General features: G+C 70.6%; 19 protein-coding genes and 2 pseudogenes. 7 read left to right on the top strand and 14 right to left on the bottom strand.

Features of this window, described 5'->3' with window-relative positions:
• The first annotated feature begins 83 nt into the window (after positions 1 to 83).
• Entirely contained in the window at positions 84 to 956 is an 873-nt protein-coding gene (locus BM536_RS35635; protein ID WP_094103966.1) for an ABC transporter permease, read from the top strand.
• Between the two features lie 6 nt (positions 957 to 962).
• Here the strand turns inward: BM536_RS35635 and BM536_RS35630 are convergent, their stop codons facing one another.
• Positions 963 to 1,295 (bottom strand): ATP/GTP-binding protein, encoded by a 333-nt coding sequence (locus BM536_RS35630; protein WP_073499792.1) that lies wholly within the window; start codon positions 1,293 to 1,295, stop codon positions 963 to 965.
• A 220-nt stretch (positions 1,296 to 1,515) separates the two neighbouring features.
• On the opposite strand from BM536_RS35630, the gene BM536_RS35625 reads away from it, so the two are divergent.
• Complete coding sequence (locus tag BM536_RS35625; protein ID WP_073499794.1) at positions 1,516 to 2,544, top strand: LLM class flavin-dependent oxidoreductase; 1,029 nt, start codon at positions 1,516 to 1,518, stop codon at positions 2,542 to 2,544.
• A 74-nt stretch (positions 2,545 to 2,618) separates the two neighbouring features.
• Here the strand turns inward: BM536_RS35625 and BM536_RS35620 are convergent, their stop codons facing one another.
• A complete protein-coding gene (locus BM536_RS35620; protein ID WP_073499796.1) occupies positions 2,619 to 3,011 on the bottom strand; it encodes an SCO5389 family protein in 393 nt (130 codons plus the stop codon).
• A 308-nt stretch (positions 3,012 to 3,319) separates the two neighbouring features.
• On the opposite strand from BM536_RS35620, the gene nucS reads away from it, so the two are divergent.
• Positions 3,320 to 3,991 carry an endonuclease NucS gene (gene nucS, locus BM536_RS35615; RefSeq protein ID WP_073499798.1) on the top strand — a complete coding sequence of 224 codons (672 nt, stop codon included), beginning with the start codon at positions 3,320 to 3,322 and terminating at the stop codon, positions 3,989 to 3,991.
• Positions 3,992 to 4,056: 65 nt separating this feature from the next.
• On the opposite strand, the pseudogene BM536_RS35610 reads toward nucS, so the two are convergent.
• Both BM536_RS35610 and BM536_RS35605 read right to left on the bottom strand, forming a co-directional pair.
• Positions 4,057 to 6,542, bottom strand: a pseudogene (locus tag BM536_RS35610) (ATP-binding protein).
• Positions 6,543 to 6,825: 283 nt separating this feature from the next.
• Positions 6,826 to 7,149 (bottom strand): STAS domain-containing protein, encoded by a 324-nt coding sequence (locus BM536_RS35605; RefSeq protein WP_073494057.1) that lies wholly within the window; start codon positions 7,147 to 7,149, stop codon positions 6,826 to 6,828.
• Between the two features lie 447 nt (positions 7,150 to 7,596).
• Here BM536_RS35605 and BM536_RS35600 point away from each other — a divergent pair, with 447 nt between their 5' ends.
• Positions 7,597 to 8,169, top strand: coding sequence for a cob(I)yrinic acid a,c-diamide adenosyltransferase (locus tag BM536_RS35600; RefSeq protein WP_073494059.1), 573 nt, complete (start codon positions 7,597 to 7,599; stop codon positions 8,167 to 8,169).
• A gap of 37 nt (positions 8,170 to 8,206) precedes the next feature.
• Here the strand turns inward: BM536_RS35600 and BM536_RS35595 are convergent, their stop codons facing one another.
• On the bottom strand, positions 8,207 to 8,809 hold the full coding sequence (locus tag BM536_RS35595) for a hypothetical protein (RefSeq protein WP_094103964.1): 603 nt from the start codon (positions 8,807 to 8,809) through the stop codon (positions 8,207 to 8,209).
• 152 nt (positions 8,810 to 8,961) lie between these two features.
• Here BM536_RS35595 and BM536_RS35590 point away from each other — a divergent pair, with 152 nt between their 5' ends.
• The 3 genes and pseudogenes from BM536_RS35590 (at position 8,962) to BM536_RS35580 (ending at position 12,764) form a co-directional block, all read left to right on the top strand.
• Entirely contained in the window at positions 8,962 to 10,137 is a 1,176-nt protein-coding gene (locus BM536_RS35590) for a sensor histidine kinase (protein WP_245873947.1), read from the top strand.
• 31 nt (positions 10,138 to 10,168) lie between these two features.
• On the top strand, positions 10,169 to 10,813 hold the full coding sequence (locus BM536_RS35585) for a response regulator (RefSeq protein WP_073494061.1): 645 nt from the start codon (positions 10,169 to 10,171) through the stop codon (positions 10,811 to 10,813).
• Between the two features lie 131 nt (positions 10,814 to 10,944).
• Positions 10,945 to 12,764: pseudogene (locus tag BM536_RS35580) on the top strand (glycosyl hydrolase family 18 protein).
• A gap of 14 nt (positions 12,765 to 12,778) precedes the next feature.
• Here the strand turns inward: BM536_RS35580 and BM536_RS35575 are convergent.
• The 9 genes from BM536_RS35575 to atpB form a co-directional block, all read right to left on the bottom strand.
• Positions 12,779 to 13,225: a DUF2550 domain-containing protein gene (locus BM536_RS35575; RefSeq protein ID WP_073494099.1), complete on the bottom strand. Its 447-nt coding sequence runs from the start codon at positions 13,223 to 13,225 to the stop codon at positions 12,779 to 12,781.
• A gap of 141 nt (positions 13,226 to 13,366) precedes the next feature.
• Positions 13,367 to 13,741 (bottom strand): F0F1 ATP synthase subunit epsilon, encoded by a 375-nt coding sequence (locus BM536_RS35570; RefSeq protein ID WP_094103962.1) that lies wholly within the window; start codon positions 13,739 to 13,741, stop codon positions 13,367 to 13,369.
• Positions 13,742 to 13,878: 137 nt separating this feature from the next.
• The gene (gene atpD, locus BM536_RS35565) at positions 13,879 to 15,315 is read right to left on the bottom strand and encodes a F0F1 ATP synthase subunit beta (protein WP_073494064.1); all 1,437 of its coding nucleotides are present in this window, start codon (positions 15,313 to 15,315) and stop codon (positions 13,879 to 13,881) included.
• A complete protein-coding gene (locus tag BM536_RS35560; protein WP_073494066.1) occupies positions 15,315 to 16,232 on the bottom strand; it encodes a F0F1 ATP synthase subunit gamma in 918 nt (305 codons plus the stop codon). Before BM536_RS35560 ends, atpD begins: the two co-directional genes overlap by 1 nt.
• A gap of 21 nt (positions 16,233 to 16,253) precedes the next feature.
• A complete protein-coding gene (atpA, locus tag BM536_RS35555; RefSeq protein ID WP_073494068.1) occupies positions 16,254 to 17,843 on the bottom strand; it encodes a F0F1 ATP synthase subunit alpha in 1,590 nt (529 codons plus the stop codon).
• 119 nt (positions 17,844 to 17,962) lie between these two features.
• Positions 17,963 to 18,778, bottom strand: a complete 816-nt coding sequence (locus BM536_RS35550; RefSeq protein ID WP_094103961.1) for a F0F1 ATP synthase subunit delta — start codon at positions 18,776 to 18,778, stop codon at positions 17,963 to 17,965.
• Positions 18,775 to 19,320 (bottom strand): F0F1 ATP synthase subunit B, encoded by a 546-nt coding sequence (locus BM536_RS35545; RefSeq protein ID WP_073494072.1) that lies wholly within the window; start codon positions 19,318 to 19,320, stop codon positions 18,775 to 18,777. The genes BM536_RS35550 and BM536_RS35545 overlap by 4 nt, the downstream gene beginning before the upstream one ends.
• Before the next feature lie 40 nt (positions 19,321 to 19,360).
• Positions 19,361 to 19,591: an ATP synthase F0 subunit C gene (atpE, locus tag BM536_RS35540; protein WP_062642044.1), complete on the bottom strand. Its 231-nt coding sequence runs from the start codon at positions 19,589 to 19,591 to the stop codon at positions 19,361 to 19,363.
• A gap of 80 nt (positions 19,592 to 19,671) precedes the next feature.
• Complete coding sequence (gene atpB, locus BM536_RS35535) at positions 19,672 to 20,508, bottom strand: F0F1 ATP synthase subunit A (protein WP_073494101.1); 837 nt, start codon at positions 20,506 to 20,508, stop codon at positions 19,672 to 19,674.
• Positions 20,509 to 20,616 lie beyond the last annotated feature (108 nt).

The raw sequence follows: 20,616 nt of genomic DNA, 5'->3' as shown, positions 1-20,616 counted from the left end.
GCCCCGGCCGCCGCTCCGCAGGCGTCGGAGCGGCCCGCCGGCGCGCCGCAGGCATCCGCCCCGACCACGACCGAGGACGCCCGATGAGCACCGCCCCACGACCCCCGGCCCCGCAGGCCGCGCCCGCCTGGCAGGCGGCGCCCGGCCCCTCGTACCCCGGCTACACCTCGCCGATCCCCGTCGTGCGGACCCATCTCGGGCATGCCGTCGCCTCGGAGTGGACGAAGATCCGGTCGGTGCGCTCCACGATGTGGACACTGGGCGTGTTCGTCCTGCTGGTCGTCGGCATCGGGCTGCTGACCGCCGCGGTCGTCGCCGCGAATCCCACGGAGGGCGGCGTGAACGACGAGAACCCGCTGTCGTTCGGCTTCTTCGGGCTGCTCCTGGGCAGCATCTGCGTCATCACGCTCGGCGTGATGACGACCGCCTCGGAGTACGGCACCGGCATGATCCGGACCACGATGGTGGCCTGCCCGTCCCGCGGCCGTGTGCTGGGCGCGAAGGCCGTCGTGTTCTTCCTGGTCGCCTTCGTGATGACGCTGGTCTCGTCCCTCTTCGTCGCGCTGGTCGACGTGGCCCTGCTCACGGAGTCCAGGGACCCCACCACCGGCGAATGGCTGAAGGGCACCGTCGGTGTCTCCCTCTACATCGCGCTGCTCGGCCTGCTCTCGCTGGCGATGGGCTCGATCATCCGGCACTCTGCGGGCGCCATCACCATCATGATCGGCCTCGTCCTGGCGCCGCTGGTGATCGCGCTGTTCATGTTCTCGTCCTCGCTGGAGGACCTGCGTGAGGCCCTGTTCGAGTACTCGATCCCCAACCAGCTGAGCGTCTTCTACTCCACCTCGCTGACGGAGACCGGCCCGGCCGGCTGGGACCCGCTGTGGATCGCCCTCGGCGTCACGGCCGCGGCCCTCGGCGGCGCCTTCGCGCTGCTGGAGAAGCGGGACGTCTGAGCCGGGCTAGAACCTCGGCGCGTTACGGGACCGTCGCACCCCCGGGGTGCGGCGGTCCCGCGCGTTCCAGCACGCCTTGTGCCAGTGCCGGCGGTCGTCGACCCCCGAGTGCTCGGGCCAGGCGACGACGTGCGGCATGCGGCCGGGGATCAACTGGTCGCAGCCGGGACAGCGGTACGTCTTGCCCTCGGCGCTCGCGCCCGCCACGTGCCGTACGCTCCACTCCTCGCCGGCCCAGGTGACGCCGGACTGCCAGCCGCCGTAACGTCTCGCGCGGTCGTCCTCGGCGCTCCGGCCGGACGAGTCGTCACCCTTGGGTCGGTTGCGACGCGGGGACAAGGGACACCTCACGGGCTATACAGGGTGCAGGGTTGCCGACCAGCCTACGCGGAGTCGACAGGGGTACCCGTGAGGGCCGATGCCCGTAAGTACGCCTCACGGACGGCCGATTCTCCGGACAATCCGCAAATCTCCCCGACGAGCCGTGTCCTCGGCACGTGTCGGGCGGTTATGCCGGGTGGGGGAGCTCCGTGTCGGGGCCAAGGAAGCAGGAAGTCCCATGCGTGTTGGAAGTTTCGTGTTGGCGGCCCAGTTCCCTGGGCAGGGCCAGGGGGAGGCGCTGCACCGCGCCGTCCGCTCGGCGGAGGTCGCCGAGGAGTCGGGTCTGGACTCGGTCTGGCTGGCCGAGCACCACTTCGTGCCGTACGGCACCTGTCCGTCCGCGGTCACCCTGGCAGCCCTGCTGCTGGGCCGCACCCGGCGCATCCGGGTGGGTACGGCGGTGAGCGTACTGCCCACCGTGCACCCCGTCGCCCTCGGCGAGCAGGCCGCGCTGCTGCACCTGACGAGCGGCGGCCGCTTCTCGCTGGGTGTGGGACGCGGCGGCCCCTGGGTCGACCTGGAGGTCTTCGGCTCGGGCGTGGAGGCGTACGAGTCGGGTTTCCCGGAATCACTCGATCTGCTGGTGCGCTGGCTGCGCGAACCGTCCGTGGGGGCGGACGGCGAGCGTTTCCGCTTCCGCCAGGTCCCCGTCGTACCGCGGCCCGCGGAGGCCCTGACGGACACGGCGGGCCCGGAGGTGATCGTCGCGTGCACCTCCCCGGCGAGCGTGCGGCTGGCCGCCGAGCGGGGCCTGCCGATGCTGCTGGGCATGCACATCGGGGACGAGGAGAAGGCCGAGATGGTCGCCCGGTGGCGGCAGCAGGCGCGCGCGGCCGGGCGGTCCGCGGAGGAGATCCTGGGCGCCGGCCATGTCTCGGCGGGCGTCTGCCAGATCGCGGACCGCCGCGCCGACGCCGTGGAGACGCTGGTGAAGGCGATGCCGGGCTGGCTGAAGCAGGGCCTCGACGCCCATGTGACGGTGGACGGCCGGGCCCGCGGCATGCGGGACCCGGTGGCGTACACCGAACTCCTCTGCGGGCTGCACCCGGTGGGCACCCCGCGGTTGTGCGTCGACCGCCTCGCGGCGACCAGCGAGCGGACCGGCATCTCGCGCTTCGCTCTGCTCGTCGAGGGCTCCGGCGACCTGGCGGCCACGGAGGAGAACGTACGGCGGCTGGGCTCGGAGGTCCTCCCCCACCTCCGGTGAGCGGCCCCACCGCCGAGAAGCCTGCCGCTCCCGCACTGACCGCACTTCCCACGTCAGGAGCGGCAAGCCGAGCCTCAGCAGTCCCGGAACTCCGGGGACTGGTTGAGCAACTGGCTGCGGACCGACGTGAAGCGGGACAGCGACTCGTCGACCGATGTGTCCAACGGGAACACCGCCACGCGGTGGCAGTTCTGGAAGGCCAGCCGTACACCGAAGTGCCGCTGAAGGGCGCCGCGTATCGCGTCACTCGCCAGTGCTCGCAGCAACTGCCCGCGGGCCTGCTCGTCCGGCGGGGGCGTCTGGTTGTCGGCGAAGTTGCCGCCGTCCACCTTCAGCTGAGCCACCAGGGAACTGATCATCTCCCATGCGTAAGGCAGGGAGGTCCGGACGCAGTCGACGAATTCTGCTTCGTCGACCTCGCCTCGCTCGGCCTGTTCGAGTAGGGCCGGTGAGACGTCGAGCGACATGGGTACTCCTCTCGCACCCCCGAGGCGCAGGGGTTGCCGGACAGGGCTGGGGAGTTCGCCGTGCACGGACACCGAGCACGCTGAGTACACGCACCGCGACCTCCCGTTCTCTACGGTAGGCAACGGACCGTGACCGCACCAGGAGAATGGGCACATAGAGAGCCGTGACGGGGCGCAGTATCGGCCACTTTCGAACGTGTGTTTTCCAGGTGAAATGGTGCGGCTCCCCGGGCCCCTGTGACCGGTGGGGCGAGGAGGCAGGTGGGCGAATCGCGTGGCGCCCGGGGCGTCGAGTAGCGTTGCCGACCATGCGTCTCGTCATCGCCCGGTGCTCCGTGGACTACGCGGGCCGGCTCACCGCCCACCTCCCCTCCGCCCCCCGTCTGATCCTGGTGAAGGCGGACGGCAGCGTCTCGATCCACGCGGACGACCGGGCCTACAAGCCCCTCAACTGGATGTCGCCGCCCTGCACGCTGAAGGAGGGCACGGACGCCGAGGAAGGCGTCTGGACCGTCGTCAACAAAGCGGGCGAGAAGCTGATCATCACGATGGAGGAGGTCCTCCACGACTCCTCGCACGAACTCGGCGTCGATCCCGGCCTGATCAAGGACGGCGTGGAGGCGCACCTCCAGGAACTCCTCGCCGACCGGATCGAGATCCTCGGCGACGGCTACACGCTGATCCGCCGCGAGTACATGACGGCCATCGGGCCGGTCGACATCCTCTGCCGCGACGCCGAGGGCCGGACCGTCGCGGTCGAGATCAAGCGCCGCGGTGAGATCGACGGCGTCGAGCAACTCACGCGCTACCTGGAGCTGTTGAACCGCGATCCCCATCTGGCGCCGGTGCGGGGGGTCTTCGCCGCCCAGGAGATCAAGCCGCAGGCCCGCGTCCTGGCCACCGACCGCGGCATCGGCTGCCAGGTCCTCGACTACAACGCCATGCGCGGCATCGAGGACGACAAGCTGCGGCTGTTCTGAGTCGGGGCACGACGAAGGGGCGGGTCCTGCACGGGGCCCGCCCCTTCGGTCTGTGTGTCGTGGGGTCAGATCAGCGGGTCCGACGGGGTCGACGACTCCGAGGTGCCCGAGGAACTGATCGCGCCGGTCGGGGCGGTGGCCGACGCGGTGTCGGGGGCGGACTCCGATGTCGAGGCCGACGGGCTCGGGCTGGAGGACGGAGACGCCGACGGGGAGGACGAGGGCGAGCCGGTGCCCCCGGTGGGCGAAGGCGACGCGCTCGGCGTTCCCGAGGGCGAGTTGCTCGGGGACGGCTTCGGCGAGCTGGAGGGCCCGCCACCGCTCTGCGGACTGCTCGTGTCCGGCGACGGCTCCGCCGCCCCTGTCGGCGTCGGATCGTCCGACGTCCCCATCGTCCCGTCCGGCCCCGGATCGCTGGGGCCGCTGGTCACGCCCCCGGGGTCCCCGGGCCCGGTGTCGCCGCCGGGGGTCTCGCCGCCGAGGTCGTCGCCGCCGACGCCCGGGCCGGCGGTGGGGTTGACGCCCACGGTGTCGGCAGGGGCGTTCGGGTCGGTGTCGGAGGTGGCGCCGAGGGTCACGACGGTGCCGAGGACGGCGACGAGCAGGGCGCCCGCGCCGGCCGCGACGAGGTTGCGCTTGGCCAGGCCGCGCAGGCCGCCCCGGCCGCGGTGGGCCGGGGGCGTGGGGGCGGGCCGGCTGGTGACGGCGGTGGGCCCGGTGGGCGGCGCCGACGGGAGCGCGCGGTGATGCCGCGGGGCGGGGACGCCGGTTCCTCGTGGCGGGAGGCGGGCGTCTCCTCGGCTGCCGCCGCCAGGGCCGGCCCGGGTACGTCGCCGGAGCGGTCGGCGACCAGGGCGAGGGCGCGCCGGCCGGCCGTGGTGCCCCGCTTGTCGGCGAGGGAGCCGCGCAGGCCGATGGAGGCCTCCAGCTCGGAGCGGGCCCGGTCGAGCTGTCCGGTGCAGAGGGCGAGGACGCCCAGTTCGTGGTGGAAGTAGGCCCGGTCGGCGGACTCCCCGGCGAGGCGGGACGCTTCGGCGCCCTCGTGCAGGGTCGCTTCCCAGGCGCTCCAGTGGAGTCCGGCGGCGAAGGCGGGCGCCGCGGTGCGGGCCAGCTCGACCGAGGTGGCCTGCTCGCCCTCGGCGGGCCGCTCGGTCTCCGGGACGGTGACGGCGAGGGCGGCGAGCACGGCGTCGGCCTCCGCGCAGACCCGCGCGGGGGTGACGGAGGGGTGCCCGGCCCACCAGGCGTAGTGCTGGGCGGCCGTGCGGGCGCGGGTGGCGACGTCGTCGGCGTATCCGGCGGCCTCCAGCTGGGCCTGGACGCCGGCGGCGAGGCGGTAGCGGGCGCCGACCGGGGAGACGAGCCCGCAGGAGGCCAGTTCGCCGAGGGCGGCGTCGGCGTGGGTGTCGCCGACCAGGGCGGGCAGGTGGGCCTGGTGCGGCACCTCGCGTCGAGGGCGACGGCGAAGCGCAGGGCGGCACGGGCGGAGGCGCTGAGGCGGGCGGCGAGCAGCGGGGCGGGCGCGGCGGCCTCGCCCGAGGAGGGCAATCTCCTCCGGCTCCCCGGCCGGGGGGTCGGCGGGGGCGGGCGCGGTGAACGGCCGGGCGTCCTCGAAGACGCCGAACTCGTCGACGGCCGCGGTCTCGGCGCGCAGGTGGTCGCGCTGCCGCAGCAGGGCGCCGGCCTGGACGAACCGCAGCGGCAGGCCCTCGGACTCGAACCAGAGGTCGCCCGCCCAGTTGGCCTCCTCCTCGGTGAGGACACGGCCGATGGCCCGTTCGATCACCTCGACGCCGCCCGCGCGGTCGAGGCCGCTCAGGGCGACCTCCGCGACGGCCGACTCGGCGGTGGGCGGCGGGACGTCGGGGGTCGCGCCGAGCAGGAAGGCGCACTCGGGGGTGGCGTCCAGCAGCCGGTCGAGGTCGGCGCCGCCGAACTCCAGGTCGTCGACCACGACCACCGCGCCGACCTCGCGGACGAGGGCGAGCAGTTCCTCGTCGTCGGGGCGGTACCGCGGGGCGTCGTAGACGATGTGGAAGAGGTCGTGGAGGAGGTCGGCGGCGGTGCGGCGGTGGCCGGTGAGGCGGACCACGCCGTCGGGCGCGAGGTCCTCGCAGTCCTCGGCGACGAGGTCGAGCAGGCTGGTCCGGCCGGCACCGGCGGGGCCGGTGAGACGGACGGAACGGCCGCGGGCGAGCAGCCGGACGAGTTGTTCGCGCTCCTCCTGGCGGCCGAGGAGGACCTGTTCGGGCTGGGCGGGTCCGGCCGGAGCGGGCGGCCGGGCCGCGTGGTCGGCCTCGGCGCGGTCCTCGGGGGTGCGCTTGGCGGGGCGGCCGGGTCGCTCCGTGGGCGGGGAGAGTTCGATCTCGCTGCCGTCGACCGGGTTGACGGTGAGGAGATGCTCTCCGGCGACGAGGCGCACGGTGCGGGCGAGCGCCGGCGTGTGCTGTCCGAAGTCGGGTGTGAGGGGGTCCCTGGAGGGACGCGGGCGCGCCGCGTGGCCGTCGGCCTCGCGGCCGTACTCCTCGGGTCCCCGGTGCGTCGGGTCCATAGGTCAAGCCCCCAAAAGCGTGGTGTGGAGACAGCCCCTCCCGGCCTCGCTGCACACTTCGCTGTCGCTTCTGGTCCGGTGCCCGCTCGAGGGCTGCGGGCGCGGGCAGACGAACCGTAAACCTTCGCACAGTATCTACGACAGCCCGGGGTACCGCGCCGTCCGAGACGTCACGGTCCGGTGAGGATTGCGCGCGTCGCGGATGTGCGGTTTGCGCACCTCGCGTGCGCGCCTCGGGTGCCTACCCGGCGGGTGCGAGGTGCGTGTCCGTGACGGACGTGCCTCACACGCGCGGGAGGGACTCCACTCCGATGCCGCCCTCGATCGCGAGGATCCGGTGCAGTCGGGTGGCCACCAGCAGGCGCTGCATCTGGGGTGGTACGCCCCGCAGGACCAGGCGGCGGCCGCAGCGGCCCGCCCGGCGGTGGGCGCCCATGATGACGCCGAGTCCCGTGGCGTCCCAGGAGTCGAGTTCGGACAGGTCGAGCACCAGGTCGCCGACGCCGTCGTCGACCGCCGTGTGCAGGACCGTACGGGCGTCCGCCGCGCTGCGGACGTCGAGGCGGCCCCCGACGACCAGCTCGACGTGGTCGCCCCTGATGTGCATAGCGCTCCCCTAAGCGTGCGTGTCGTGCTCCGCGGTGGTGAATGTCCGGTGTTGCATCGTCTGACTGCGTGAAGCGGTCAGAGGTTGCCGTCCGTGAGCGAACCGATACCGAATTCACCCGCAGGGGTGAGGCCCATGGGGCCTGTGCGGTTTCAGCGCTTGCAGAAGCCCTGCCCGCTCTGGCGTCCGATGTCACCGGCGTCAACCATCCGGCGCATTCCGCACCGGTGGAGCGAACTCCCCTCCATATGGCTCTCGGCGGGACACTAGCGGGCGTGAGGCGCTGTGTGACCGGTTAGTAACGCGTTTCACGTCTCGGGGCGTGAGACGCCGGTCACGTCGTCAATTCCTGTCGGATTCGCGCCGATTGACCCCCTCGGGGGCAGCGCCCGGCACCCGTGACGGACGGCACGCCGCGCGGCGCCGGGGACGGTCTAGATTGGCGGCATGGTCAATCTGACGCGCATCTACACCAGGACCGGCGACCAGGGCACCACCGCCCTCGGCGACATGAGCCGGGTCGCCAAGACCGACCTGCGCATCGCGGCGTACGCGGACGCGAACGAAGCGAACGCGGTCATCGGTACGGCGATCGCGCTGGGCGGCCTCGACGAGGGCATCGTCAAGGTCCTCACCCGCGTCCAGAACGACCTGTTCGACGTGGGCGCGGACCTGTCGACGCCGGTGGTGGAGAACCCGGACTTCCCTCCGCTGCGGGTCGAGCAGTTCTACGTCGACAAGCTGGAGGCCGACTGCGACCGCTTCAACGCGGAACTGGAGAAGCTGCGGTCCTTCATCCTGCCCGGCGGCACGCCCGGCGCGGCCCTGCTGCACCAGGCGTGCACGGTGGTCCGCCGCGCCGAACGCTCGACCTGGGCCGCGCTGGAGGCGCACGGCGAGGTGATGAACCCCCTCACCGCGACCTACCTCAACCGCCTGTCGGACCTGCTGTTCATCCTGGCCCGTGCCGCGAACAGGGCCGTGGGTGACGTCCTGTGGGTCCCGGGCGGCGAACGCTGAGAAGTACCCACCGACCGCGGGGCGCGCCGAGCGCCCGCTAGCGGCTCCCCGTGGAGGTGCTCGCCGTCCGGTCCCTGCCGGGTTCGTCGCCGTCCGCCTCCGCGCCCGCCGGGGCCTTGCGGGGCCAGACCGTGTACGACAGGGCGATCAGGCCGTAGATGCCGACCGCGCGCAGGGCCGCCCACTGGAACGAACGCAGCGAGCTGCCGTCGCCGGAGTCGCCGACGTACCAGACGGCGCACTGGAGCAGGGTCAGGGCGACGGCTCCGCCGAACACGGCCCGCAGCCACAGCTTCGCCTCGTGCCGGGCGCGGGCGCGGCCGTAGCGGGGCGGTCTGGGCGGGGGCGGGCCGCCGCCGAGGCGGTGGGCGGCATGGCCGTCGAGCCAGCGGATCGTGTAGTGGCCGAAGGCGACGGTGTAGCCGATGTACAGCGCCGCCAGGCCGTGCTCCCAGCCGGGTTCGGCCCCGTTGCGCAGGTCGATCGCCGTCACGACGAACAGGACCAGTTCCAGCACCGGCTCGCACAGCAGCAGCACCACACTGGTCCGCCGCCACTTGAGCAGGTAGCGGGCGGCCAGTCCCAGTGCCAGCAGCACCCAGAAGCCGATCTCACAGGCGGCGATCAACCAGACGATCACGGTTCGCTCCTCTCGGTCACCCTTTCAGGCTCCCGTGCGGGGCGGCCCGGTTCGTCGTCGCCGGTGACGAACCCGCGGTACATCGAAAGATGCAGTTCCGAACCGTTCCCGGGCACAAGGCGGCGGACGCGCGGGCCGTGTTGGATGGGTTCATGGCCGTCCGACTCCCCCGCCCGCACCGCTTCGACGTGGCCGTCGCCGTCGGCGGGCTGCTCGGCGGGCTGCTGCTGTGGAGCATCGGCCTGGGCACCCGACCGGCCGACGACCCGATCGTGCTGCTCGACGGCCGCTGGCCGATCCTGCTGCCGCTCCTGGTGATGGCCGGCGCCGAGCTGCTGCGCCGGTCCGCCCCGCGCACCGCGCTGCTCACCGGCACGGCCGCCCTGACCCTGGACACGGTCACCCAGGGCAGCGTCGTCACGCTGATCATGTTCACCGACCTCGTGTACGCGGCCGTGCTGTACGGCACGCCCGCCTCGGCGCGGCGGATCCCGTGGGTCACCGGGCTGCTGACGGTGGCGGCGACGGTCGTACCGTTCGCCGCCTGGCGGGTGCCCGAGGCGCTGCTGCTCGGGGTGGCCGTCGGGGTCGTCTCGTTCGCGCCCGCGTCGACGGGTCTGATCGTGCGCAACCATCGCGACGCCGCCGTGGCCGCCCGGCTGCGCGCCGAACAGACCGCGCTGCTCGCCGAGATGGACCGCGCCCAGGCGGTCACGGCCGAACGTGCCCGGATGGCCCGCGAGCTGCACGACATGGTCGCCAACCACCTGTCGGCCATCGCCATCCACTCCACGGCCGCGCTCTCCCTGGACGACCCGGACACCTCGAAGGAGGCGCTCGCGGTGATCCGGGAGAACAGTGTGGAGGGGCTGGCCGAGATGCGGCGGCTGATCGGCATCCTGCGGGACGGCAGCGGGGACCATGAACCGGCCGTCGCCCCCACCCTCGACGGTCTCGGCGACCTGGTGGAGGGCGCCCGCGCCAACGGCCTCGACGTCACCCTGCGCGCCGGCCACGGCCACGTGCCCGCCCCGGTCGAACTGGCCGCCTACCGCATCGTCCAGGAGTCCCTGACCAACGCCCTCAAGCACGCCTCGCCGGGCCCGGTCACCGTCACCCTCGCCCGCCGGGACGGGGTGCTCGACGTCGGGGTGACCAGCCCGTACGGCCACCGGGACGGGCCCCGTGCGCCCGGCTCCGGGGCCGGGCTGGTCGGGATGCGGGAGCGGGCCGCGCTGCTGGGCGGCACCTTCGCGGCCGGCCGGGAGGGCATGCTGTGGACCGTCCGCGCCTCGCTGCCCGTCACCGAGGAGGACCGTCCGGAATGACCGCCCTTCCCATCGCCGAAGGAGACCGCGCATGATCCGCGTCCTCGTCGCCGAGGACCAGTCCGCCGTCCGCGCCGGTCTGGTCCTCATCCTGCGCAGCGCCCCCGACGTGGAGGTGGTCGGCGAGGCGGCCGACGGGGAGCGGGCGGTGGCGCTGGCCCGGGAGCTGCGGCCGGACCTGGTGCTGATGGACGTACAGATGCCGCGCCTCGACGGGGTCTCGGCGACCCGGAAGGTGGTCGAGGAGGGGCTGGCGGACGTGCTGGTGCTGACCACCTTCGACCTGGACGAGTACGTCTTCGGGGCGCTGCGGGCGGGCGCGGCCGGGTTCCTGCTGAAGAACACCGAGGCGAAGGACCTGATCGAGGCGGTCCGTACGGTGGCGCGCGGCGAGGGTGTCGTGGCGCCGGCCGTCACGCGCCGGCTCATCGCGGAGTTCGCCGCGAGCCCGGCGCCGGGGCCGAGAGCCGATCCGGCGGTGCTGGATTCACTGACCCGGCGCGAACGCGAGGTGCTGGTCTGTCTCGGTGAGGGGCTGTCCAACGCGGGGATCGCGGCGCGCCTGGACATGGCGGAGGCGACGGTGAAGACGCACGTCAGCCGTCTGCTGGGCAAGCTGGAGCTGCGCAGCCGGGTCCAAGCCGCCGTACTGGCGCAGGAGTTGGGGATCCGGTAACGGGCGGAAACCGCGTACCGGAAGTGGTCCAGACCTATTGACCTGTGGTCCAGACCTTTCTATTCTCGCGGCACCGTGGGTGTGAAGGCTCAGTCGCACCCCACCCCGCTCCTTCACAGAGGAGGCGCTGCATGCGCTTCAGACACAAGGCCGTGGCAGGTCTCGCGACCCTGCTGCTCCCGCTGGCCGGTCTGGTCGGCCTCGCGAGCCCGGCCCAGGCCGCGACGTCCGCCACCGCCACCTACGCCAAGCCCTCCGACTGGGGCACCGGCTTCGAGGGCAAGTGGACGGTGAAGAACACCGGCACCACGACCATCAGCTCCTGGACCGTCGAGTGGGACTTCCCCTCCGGCACGTCCGTCACCTCCGCCTGGGACGCCGACGTCACCTCCGCCGGCACCCACTGGACCGCCAAGAACAAGTCCTGGAACGGCTCGCTGGCCCCCGGCGCGTCCGTCTCCTTCGGCTTCAACGGCGCCGGCACCGGCTCCCCCGCCAACTGCAAGCTCAACGGCGGCAGCTGCGACGGCACCTCGGTCCCCGGCGACGCGGCCCCCTCCGCCCCGGGCACCCCCACCGCCTCCGACATCACCAACACCTCGGTGAAACTGGCCTGGAGCGCGGCCACCGACGACAAGGGCGTCAAGAACTACGACGTCCTGCGCGACGGCGCCAAGGTCGCCACGGTGACGACCACCTCGTACACCGACACGGCCCTCACCGCCGGCACCGACTACTCCTACACCGTGCAGGCCCGCGACACCGCCGACCAGACCGGCCCGGTCAGCGGCGCCCGCGCCGTGCGCACCACCGGCGGCACGACCGAGCCCCCGCCCCCCGGCGACAAGGTCAAGCTCGGCTACTTCACCGAGTGGGGCGTCTACGGCCGCAACTACCACGTCAAGAACCTGGTGACCTCCGGCTCCGCCCCGAAGATCACGCACATCAACTACGCGTTCGGCAACGTCAAGAACGGCCAGTGCACCGTCGACGACACCTACGCCGCCTATGACAAGGCCTACACCGCCGACCAGTCCGTCAGCGGCACCGCCGACACCTGGGACCAGCCGCTGCGCGGCAACTTCAACCAGCTGCGCCAGCTCAAGGCGAAGTACCCGCACATCAAGGTGCTGTACTCCTTCGGCGGCTGGACCTACTCCGGCGGCTTCGGCCAGGCCGCGGCCAACGCGACCGCGTTCGCCAAGTCCTGCAAGGCCGTCGTGGAGGACCCCCGCTGGGCCGACGTCTTCGACGGCATCGACATCGACTGGGAGTACCCGAACGCCTGCGGCCTGACCTGCGACACCTCCGGCCCGGCCGCGTTCCGCACCCTGTCCCAGGCCCTGCGCACCGAGTTCGGGCCGAACTACCTGGTCACCGCGGCCATCACCGCCGACGGCTCCTCCGGCGGCAAGATCGACGCGGCCGACTACGGCGGCGCCTCCCAGTACCTCGACTGGTACAACGTGATGACGTACGACTACTTCGGCGCCTTCGACAAGGACGGCCCGACCGCCCCGCACTCCCCGCTCACCTCGTACCCCGGCATCCCGGCCGCGGGCTTCAACTCCGCCGACGCGATCGCCAAGCTCAAGGCGAAGGGCGTCCCCTCCGCCAAGCTGCTCCTCGGCATCGGCTTCTACGGCCGCGGCTGGACCGGCGTCACCCAGTCCGCCCCCGGCGCGCGGCGACCGGCGCGGCCCCCGGCACCTACGAGGCCGGCATCGAGGACTACAAGATCCTCAAGAAGTCCTGCCCCGCCACCGGCACCATCGCCGGCACGGCCTACGCGCACTGCGGCACCAACTGGTGGTCCTACGACACCCCGTCGACGATCGCCGGAAAGATGACCTGGGCCAAGAACCAGGGCCTCGGCGGCGCCTTCTTCTGGGAGTTCAGCGGCGACACCAGCAACGGTGAACTGGTGAGCGCCATCAACAGCAACCTGTAAGCACCTTCGCGGAGTTACGCCACATTGACGCGCTGACCGGGCGGGGCTGCCTCAAGCCACGCGAGAAAACCGGTCAGCGCGTCTTCGCTCATCGCCAGCTCCAGACGCGTGCCCCGGTGCACACAGGTGAGGATGATCGCGTCGGACAGCAGCGCCAGCTCCTCCTCGCCCTCGGGCAGCCGGCGGCCGGCCACCTCGATGGAGGCCCGCTCCAGCACCCGGCGCGGGCGGTAGGCGTAGGAGAAGACGCGGTACCACTCGATGCGGTCGCCGTTGTAGCGGGCCACCCCGTAGCTCCAGCCTTTTCCGCTCGTGTCCGGTTCCTCGGAGACGTCCCAGCGCAGCGAACAGTCGAAGGTCCCGCCGGACCGCTGGATGAGTCTGCGGCGCAGGCCGAAGACGAACAATCCCAGCGCCACCAGGGCCACGACGATTCCGCACACAGTCAGAGCGAGGACCATCGACACCGACCTCCTCGTCTCCTAGGTACCGAAATAGGTAACGGAACGGAAAAAACATCCAGATCTGCCTCAGCCGCGGTCGGCTCCGGATCGCTCCGGTGCCAACCGCGGCTGAGTGACGTCATCACACGGCGAGCTGTCTCAGCTCGCCGCCGCCGCACGCAGTCGTACGTCCGCGCGGCGCTCGGCGTGGGCGTCGCCCTCCGCCTTCGCGCGCTCGAGCTCGCGCTCGGCGCTCTGGACGTCGATCTCGTCCGACAGCTCGGCGATCTCGGCCAGCAGCGACAGCTTGTTGTCGGCGAACGAGATGAAACCGCCGTGCACCGCGGCGACGACCGTTCCACCATCACTCGTACGGATGGTCACCGGGCCCGACTCCAGCACACCGAGCAGCGGCTGGTGACCGGGCATGACGCCGATGTCGCCGGACGTGGTGCGCGCGACGACCAGGGTGGCCTCGCCGGACCAGACCTCTCGGTCGGCCGCGACCAGCGCGACGTGCAGCTCAGCAGCCAAGGTGGCTCCTCGGGTCACCACCCGGCGGTTCTGCCGGGTGTTGGTTACAAGTCTAGTAGGCGTGGAAGAGGGGGCGGGACGACCCCGCCCCCTCTCACGAACTCAGCTCTCGGATCTCAGGACCGACGGTCCGGAGTTCAGGAGACGCCCAGCTCCTTCGCGTTCTTCTTCAGGTCCTCGATACCACCGCACAGGAAGAACGCCTGCTCCGGGAAGTGGTCGTAGTCGCCGTCGATGATCGCGTTGAACGCGGTGATCGACTCGTCCAGCGGTACGTCCGACCCGTCGACGCCGGTGAACTGCTTGGCGACGTGGGTGTTCTGGGACAGGAAGCGCTCCACGCGACGGGCGCGGTGGACGGTGAGCTTGTCCTCCTCGCCCAGCTCGTCGATGCCGAGGATCGCGATGATGTCCTGAAGGTCCTTGTACTTCTGCAGGACCGTCTTGACGCGCATCGCGGTGTTGTAGTGGTCCGCCGTGATGTAGCGGGGGTCCAGGATGCGGGACGTGGAGTCCAGCGGGTCCACGGCCGGGTAGATGCCCTTCTCGGAGATCGGACGGGAGAGAACCGTCGTCGCGTCGAGGTGGGCGAAGGTGGTGGCCGGGGCCGGGTCGGTCAGGTCGTCCGCGGGGACGTAGATCGCCTGCATCGAGGTGATCGAGTGACCACGGGTCGAGGTGATGCGCTCCTGGAGGAGACCCATCTCGTCGGCCAGGTTCGGCTGGTAGCCCACCGCGGAGGGCATCCGGCCGAGCAGGGTCGAGACCTCGGAACCGGCCTGGGTGAAGCGGAAGATGTTGTCGATGAAGAACAGCACGTCCTGCTTCTGCACATCGCGGAAGTACTCCGCCATGGTCAGACCGGCCAGGGCCACGCGCAGACGGGTGCCCGGGGGCTCGTCCATCTGACCGAAGACCAGGGCGGTCTTGTCGATGACGCCCGACTCGGCCATCTCCTCGATGAGGTCGTTGCCCTCACGGGTGCGCTCACCGACACCGGCGAACACGGAGACACCGTCGTGGTTGTTGGCGACGCGGTAGATCATCTCCTGGATGAGCACCGTCTTGCCGACGCCGGCGCCACCGAACAGACCGATCTTGCCGCCCTTGACGTACGGGGTCAGCAGGTCGATGACCTTGACGCCGGTCTCGAACATCTCGGTCTTCGACTCGAGCTCGTCGAAGTTCGGGGCCTTGCGGTGGATGGTCCAGCGCTCGCCGTCGTACTGCTCGTCGGTGTTCAGCACCTCACCGAGGGTGTTGAACACCTTGCCCTTGGTGAAGTCGCCGACCGGGACACTGATGCCCGTGCCGGTGTCGGTGACCGCGGCCTGGCGGACCAGACCGTCGGTGGGCTGCATGGAGATGGTGCGGACCAGGCCGTCACCCAGGTGCTGGGCGACCTCCAGGGTCAGCGTCTTCTTCTCGCCGTCGTTCGCCGGGTCGGCGACCTCGACGTGAAGGGCGTTGTAGATCTCCGGCATGGCGTCGACGGGGAATTCCACGTCGACGACCGGGCCGATGACCCGGGCGACGCGGCCCGTGGCAACGGCCGTCTCAACTGTCGTCGTCATTACCTGTCACTCCCCGCGGTCGCGTCGGCCAGGGCTGCGGAGCCACCGACGATCTCGCTGATTTCCTGGGTGATTTCGGCCTGGCGGGCCGCGTTGGCAAGGCGGGAGAGCGTCTCGATGAGCTCTCCTGCGTTGTCGGTGGCCGACTTCATCGCGCGCCGCGTGGCGGCGTGCTTGGAGGCGGCCGACTGGAGCAGCGCGTTGTACACGCGGCTCTCCACATACCGCGGCAGCAGGGCGTCGAGGACGTCCTCCGCCGACGGCTCGAAGTCGTACAGCGGAAGGATCTCGTCCTTCGCCCCGGACTCCTGGGCCACCTCGTCGAGGCTCAGCGGCAGCAGACGGTCGTCGAGCGCCGTCTGCGTCATCATCGACACGAATTCGGTGAACACGATGTGGATCTCGTCCACACCGCCCTCCGCCGTCTCCTTCTCGATGGCCTCGATGAGAGGGGCCGCGACCTTCTTGGCGTCCGCGTACGTCGGTTCGTCCGTGAAGCCCGACCACGACTCCGCGACCTTGCGCTCACGGAAGTTGTAGTGCGCGAGGCCACGCCGGCCGACGATGTACGTCTCGACCTGCTTGCCCTCGGCCTCGAGGCGCGCCGTCAGCTGCTCCGCCGCCTTGATGGCGTTGGAGTTGAAGGCGCCCGCGAGACCACGGTCGCTCGTCAGGAGCAGCACCGCGGACCGCACGACCGTCTCGGCCTGCGTGGTCAGCGCGTGCTTCGTGTTCGATCCGGTACCCACCGCCGTGACCGCGCGGGTGAGCTCGGTCGCGTACGGCGTGGAGGCCGCCACCTTGCGCTGTGCCTTGACGACACGCGAGGCGGCGATCATCTCCATCGCCTTGGTGATCTTCTTGGTCGCGGTGACGGATCGGATGCGACGCTTGTAGACCCGGAGCTGGGCTCCCATGAGTCAGGTCCCTTCCTTACGTCACTTGGCCGCGGCCGGGGCGTCCTCGCCGAGGAGCTTGCCGTCCGAGGTCTCGAACTGCTTCTTGAACTCGGTGATCGCGTCGGCGATGGCGATGAGGGTGTCGTCCGACATCTTGCCGCCCTCCTTGATGGAGGTCATGAGGCCCTGCTCCTTGCGGTGCAGGTACTCCAGCAGCTCCTTCTCGAAGCGGCGCACGTCGTTGACCGGGACGTCGTCCATCTTGCCGGTGGTACCGGCCCACACGGAGACGACCTGGTCCTCGGTCGGCATGGGCTGGTACTGAGCCTGCTTGAGCAGCTCGACCAGTCGCTGACCGCGCTCCAGCTGGGACTTCGACGCGGCGTCCAGGTCGGAACCGAAGGCGGCGAACGCCTCCAGCTCACGGTACTGGGCGAGGTCGAGGCGCAGACGGCCGGAAACCTGCTTCATCGCCTTGTGCTGTGCGGAACCACCGACTCGGGAGACGGAGATACCGACGTTCAGCGCGGGGCGCTGACCGGCGTTGAACAGGTCCGACTCCAGGAAGCACTGGCCGTCGGTGATGGAGATGACGTTGGTCGGGATGAACGCCGAGACGTCGTTGGCCTTCGTCTCGACGATCGGCAGACCGGTCATCGAGCCGGCACCCAGGTCGTCGGAGAGCTTCGCGCAGCGCTCCAGCAGACGGGAGTGCAGGTAGAAGACGTCACCCGGGTAGGCCTCGCGGCCCGGCGGGCGGCGCAGCAGCAGCGACACGGCGCGGTAGGCGTCGGCCTGCTTCGAGAGGTCGTCGAAGATGATGAGGACGTGCTTGCCCTCGTACATCCACTGCTGACCGATGGCCGAACCGGTGTACGGCGCCAGGTACTTGAAGCCGGCCGGGTCGGACGCCGGGGCGGCGACGATGGTCGTGTACTCCAGCGCGCCGGCCTCTTCGAGGGCGCCACGCACGGAGGCGATGGTCGAGCCCTTCTGGCCGATGGCGACGTAGACGCAGCGGACCTGCTTGTTCACGTCACCGGAGCGCCAGTTGTCACGCTGGTTGATGATCGTGTCGACGGCCAGGGCGGTCTTGCCGGTCTGGCGGTCGCCGATGATCAGCTGACGCTGACCACGGCCGATCGGGGTCATCGCGTCGACGGCCTTGTAGCCGGTCTCCATCGGCTCGTGCACCGACTTACGGGCCATGACGCCCGGAGCCTGCAGCTCCAGGGCACGGCGGCCGGACGTCTCGATCTCGCCGAGGCCGTCGATCGGGTTGCCGAGCGGGTCGACGACGCGGCCGAGGTAACCCTCGCCCACCGCGACCGAGAGGACCTCACCGGTACGCGTGACCGGCTGACCCTCCTCGATGCCACTGAACTCGCCGAGGACGACGCAGCCGATCTCGCGCTCCTCGAGGTTGAGGGCGAGACCGAGGGTGCCGTCCTCGAACTTCAGCAGTTCGTTGGCCATGGCCGAGGGAAGGCCCTCGACCTTCGCGATGCCGTCGCCGGCAAGGCTGACCGTACCGACCTCCTCGCGCGAGGCCGCGTCCGGCTTGTACGACTGGACGAAGTTCTCCAGTGCGTCCCGGATCTCCTCCGGCCGGATCGTGAGCTCCGCCATCTGGGTTCCCTGCTCTCCTTGTTGGGCCCGAAGTTTCTTTGGGGGTCTGGGGGCGACCCCCAGGAATCCTCTGCACGGCCCAACCAGGGCCGTAAGCACTACTGCGTGTTGAGTTGCTGCTAGCTCGCCATGCGGCGGGCGGCGTCCTCGATACGGTCCGCGAGCGAGCCGTTGATCACCTCGTCACCGACCTGCACCCGGATCCCGCCGAGGACCTCGGGGTCCACGTCGAGGTTGAGGTGCATCGTGCGGCCGTAGAGCTTCGCGAGGGCGGCGCCCAGGCGCTGCTTCTGCGGGTCGCTCAGCGGTACCGCCGAGGTGACGACGGCCACCATGCGGTCCCGGCGCGCGGCGGCGAGCTTGGACAGGGACTCGAGTCCCGCTTCCAGGCTACGGCCTCGCGGCGCGGTCACAAGGCGCGTCACCAGACGCTCGGTGGCCGCGTCCGCACGACCGCCGAGCAGGCTGCGCAGCAGCTCGCCCTTGGCCGAAACGGTGGCCTTCCGGCTGGTCAGTGCGGCGCGCAGCTCGGTGTTCGAGGTGACGATCCGCCCGAAGCGGAACAGCTCGTCCTCGACGTCGTCGAGCCTGCCCGCCCGCTGTGCGGCGGTGAGGTCGGCGGCGTCCGCCAGCTGCTCCAGGGCGTCCACCAGGTCGCGTGACTGCGACCAGCGGGAACGCACCAGACCGGCGGCCAGATCGGCGGCGGTGCCGCTGACCCGGCCGGCGAGCAGGCGCTGGGCCAGCTCGGCCTTGGCCTCACCGGACTGCGCCGGGTCGGTCAGGACCCGACGCAGCGACACCTCGCGGTGGAGCAGCGCGGTGACGGCCGCCAGCTCGGCGGCGAGCTGTGCCGCGTCCACGGACGTGTTGTCCGTCAGCGCGTCGAGACGCTCGCGTGCGGCTGCCAGGGCCTCGCGGCTCGCTCCGTTCATCGCGACGCCTCGGCCTTCTCCTCGAGCTCGTCGAGGAAGCGGTCGATGACGCGGCTCTGGCGGGCGTGGTCCTCGAGGGACTCGCCGACGAGCTTGCCGGCCAGAACGGTGGCGAGCTTGCCGACATCCTGGCGCAGCGCGGACGAGGCGGCCTTGCGGTCGGCCTCGATCTGGGTGTGACCGGCGGCGACGATCTCCTCGCGCTGCCGCTGGCCCTCGGCGCGCATCTCAGCGATGAGCGTCGCACCCTGCTCCTGCGCCTCCTGGCGCAGACGCGCGGCCTCGTGCCGGGCCTCGGCGAGCTGAGCCTTGTACTGCTCAAGCACGCTCTGGGCCTCGGTCTGCGCGGCCTCGGCCTTCTCGATACCGCCCTCGATGGCCTCGCGGCGCTCTTCCAGAACCTTGTTGATGTTCGGAAGGAGCTTCCAGGCAAGGAAGCCGAAGACGATGACGAAGGCGATGAGGCCGATGACGAGCTCGGGGATCGGCGGGACGAGGGGGTTTTCCATCTCCTCGGCCGCAACCGTAAGCAGTTGGCTCACATCAGTGCCTTTCGTCTAGTGGGCTGGTCGTGGGTGACGATCAGGTGCCGTAGACGAACGGCATGACCAGGCCGATCAGGGCCAGCGCCTCACAGAAGGCGAAGCCGAGGATCTGGTTGGCGCGGATCAGACCGGCCGCCTCGGGCTGGCGGGCGAGGGCCTGGGTGCCGTTACCGAAGATGATGCCGACGCCGACGCCGGGGCCGATGGCGGCGAGACCGTAGCCGATGGAGCCGAGGGAGCCGGAGACCTCAGCAGCAAGCTGCGACATGCTGTAACTTCCTTCTCTTTCAAGGACCGGTGGAGAGTTTGGCCACCGGACGACTGCGGGGTGGTGGAGCGGGCTGTCGCTCAGTGGTGCTCGGCGAGCGCGCCCTGGATGAAGCTGCAGGTCAGCAGTACGAAGACGTACGCCTGCAGGGCCTGGATGAACAGCTCGAACGCCGTCATCACGATGACCATGATGAACGAGACGCCGGCGTAGGCGATGCCGAGGCCGTTCAGCAGGTACCAGCTGGCGATCGTGAAGAGCAGCAGCAGCGTGTGGCCCGCGAACATGTTCGCGAAGAGTCGTACGGCGTGCGTGAACGGCCGGACGAGCAGGTTCGAGAAGAGCTCGATCGTCATCGACAGCGGCAGCACCGCGCCGAGCGACTTGTCGTACCCGGTGAAGTTCTTGAAGGCACCGACGAACCCGTGACGCTTGAAGGTCAGCGAAACCCACAGGACATAGACGATCAGAGCGAGTACCAGCGGGTACGAGATGATCGACGTGACCGGGAACTGGGCGAGCGGAACGATCGACCAGAGGTTCATCATCCAGATGAAGAAGAACAGGGAGACGACGAGCGGTACGTACTTCTCGCCTTCCTTCTTGCCGATGGTCTCGTAGACGACACCGCGACGGATGAAGTCGTAGCCGGCCTCGGCCACCATCTGGAGCTTGCCCGGGACCACCTTCGGCTTACGGAAGGCGGCCCAGAAGAAGCCGATGATGATGATCGAGCCGAGCAGCGCCAGCAGCATCGTCTTGTTGAAGTAGACGGCGTCGTCCGCGTTGCCCACGATGGGCTCGAAGAGGAACGAGTGCAGGCCGGGGGCCGGAAAGCCACAGCCGTCGAAGATGTGGCAGTCGGTCTCGAAGGCGAGCACCTGCGTCGGGTCAGCACTCACCGCGGGCTCCTTCAGCGTGGCGCATAGGTACGGCAACCTCGTTGTGTCGGCGCGGCGCAGGGCCGCGGTTCGGCACGGGACTGGTGATACGGATGTGGTGGCGGCGTAGGGGCATCTCGCCTC

Source organism: Streptomyces phaeoluteigriseus (assembly GCF_001896135.2).
Taxonomy (GTDB): domain Bacteria; phylum Actinomycetota; class Actinomycetes; order Streptomycetales; family Streptomycetaceae; genus Streptomyces; species Streptomyces phaeoluteigriseus.
This window is presented reverse-complemented; position numbering and strand designations above follow the sequence as displayed.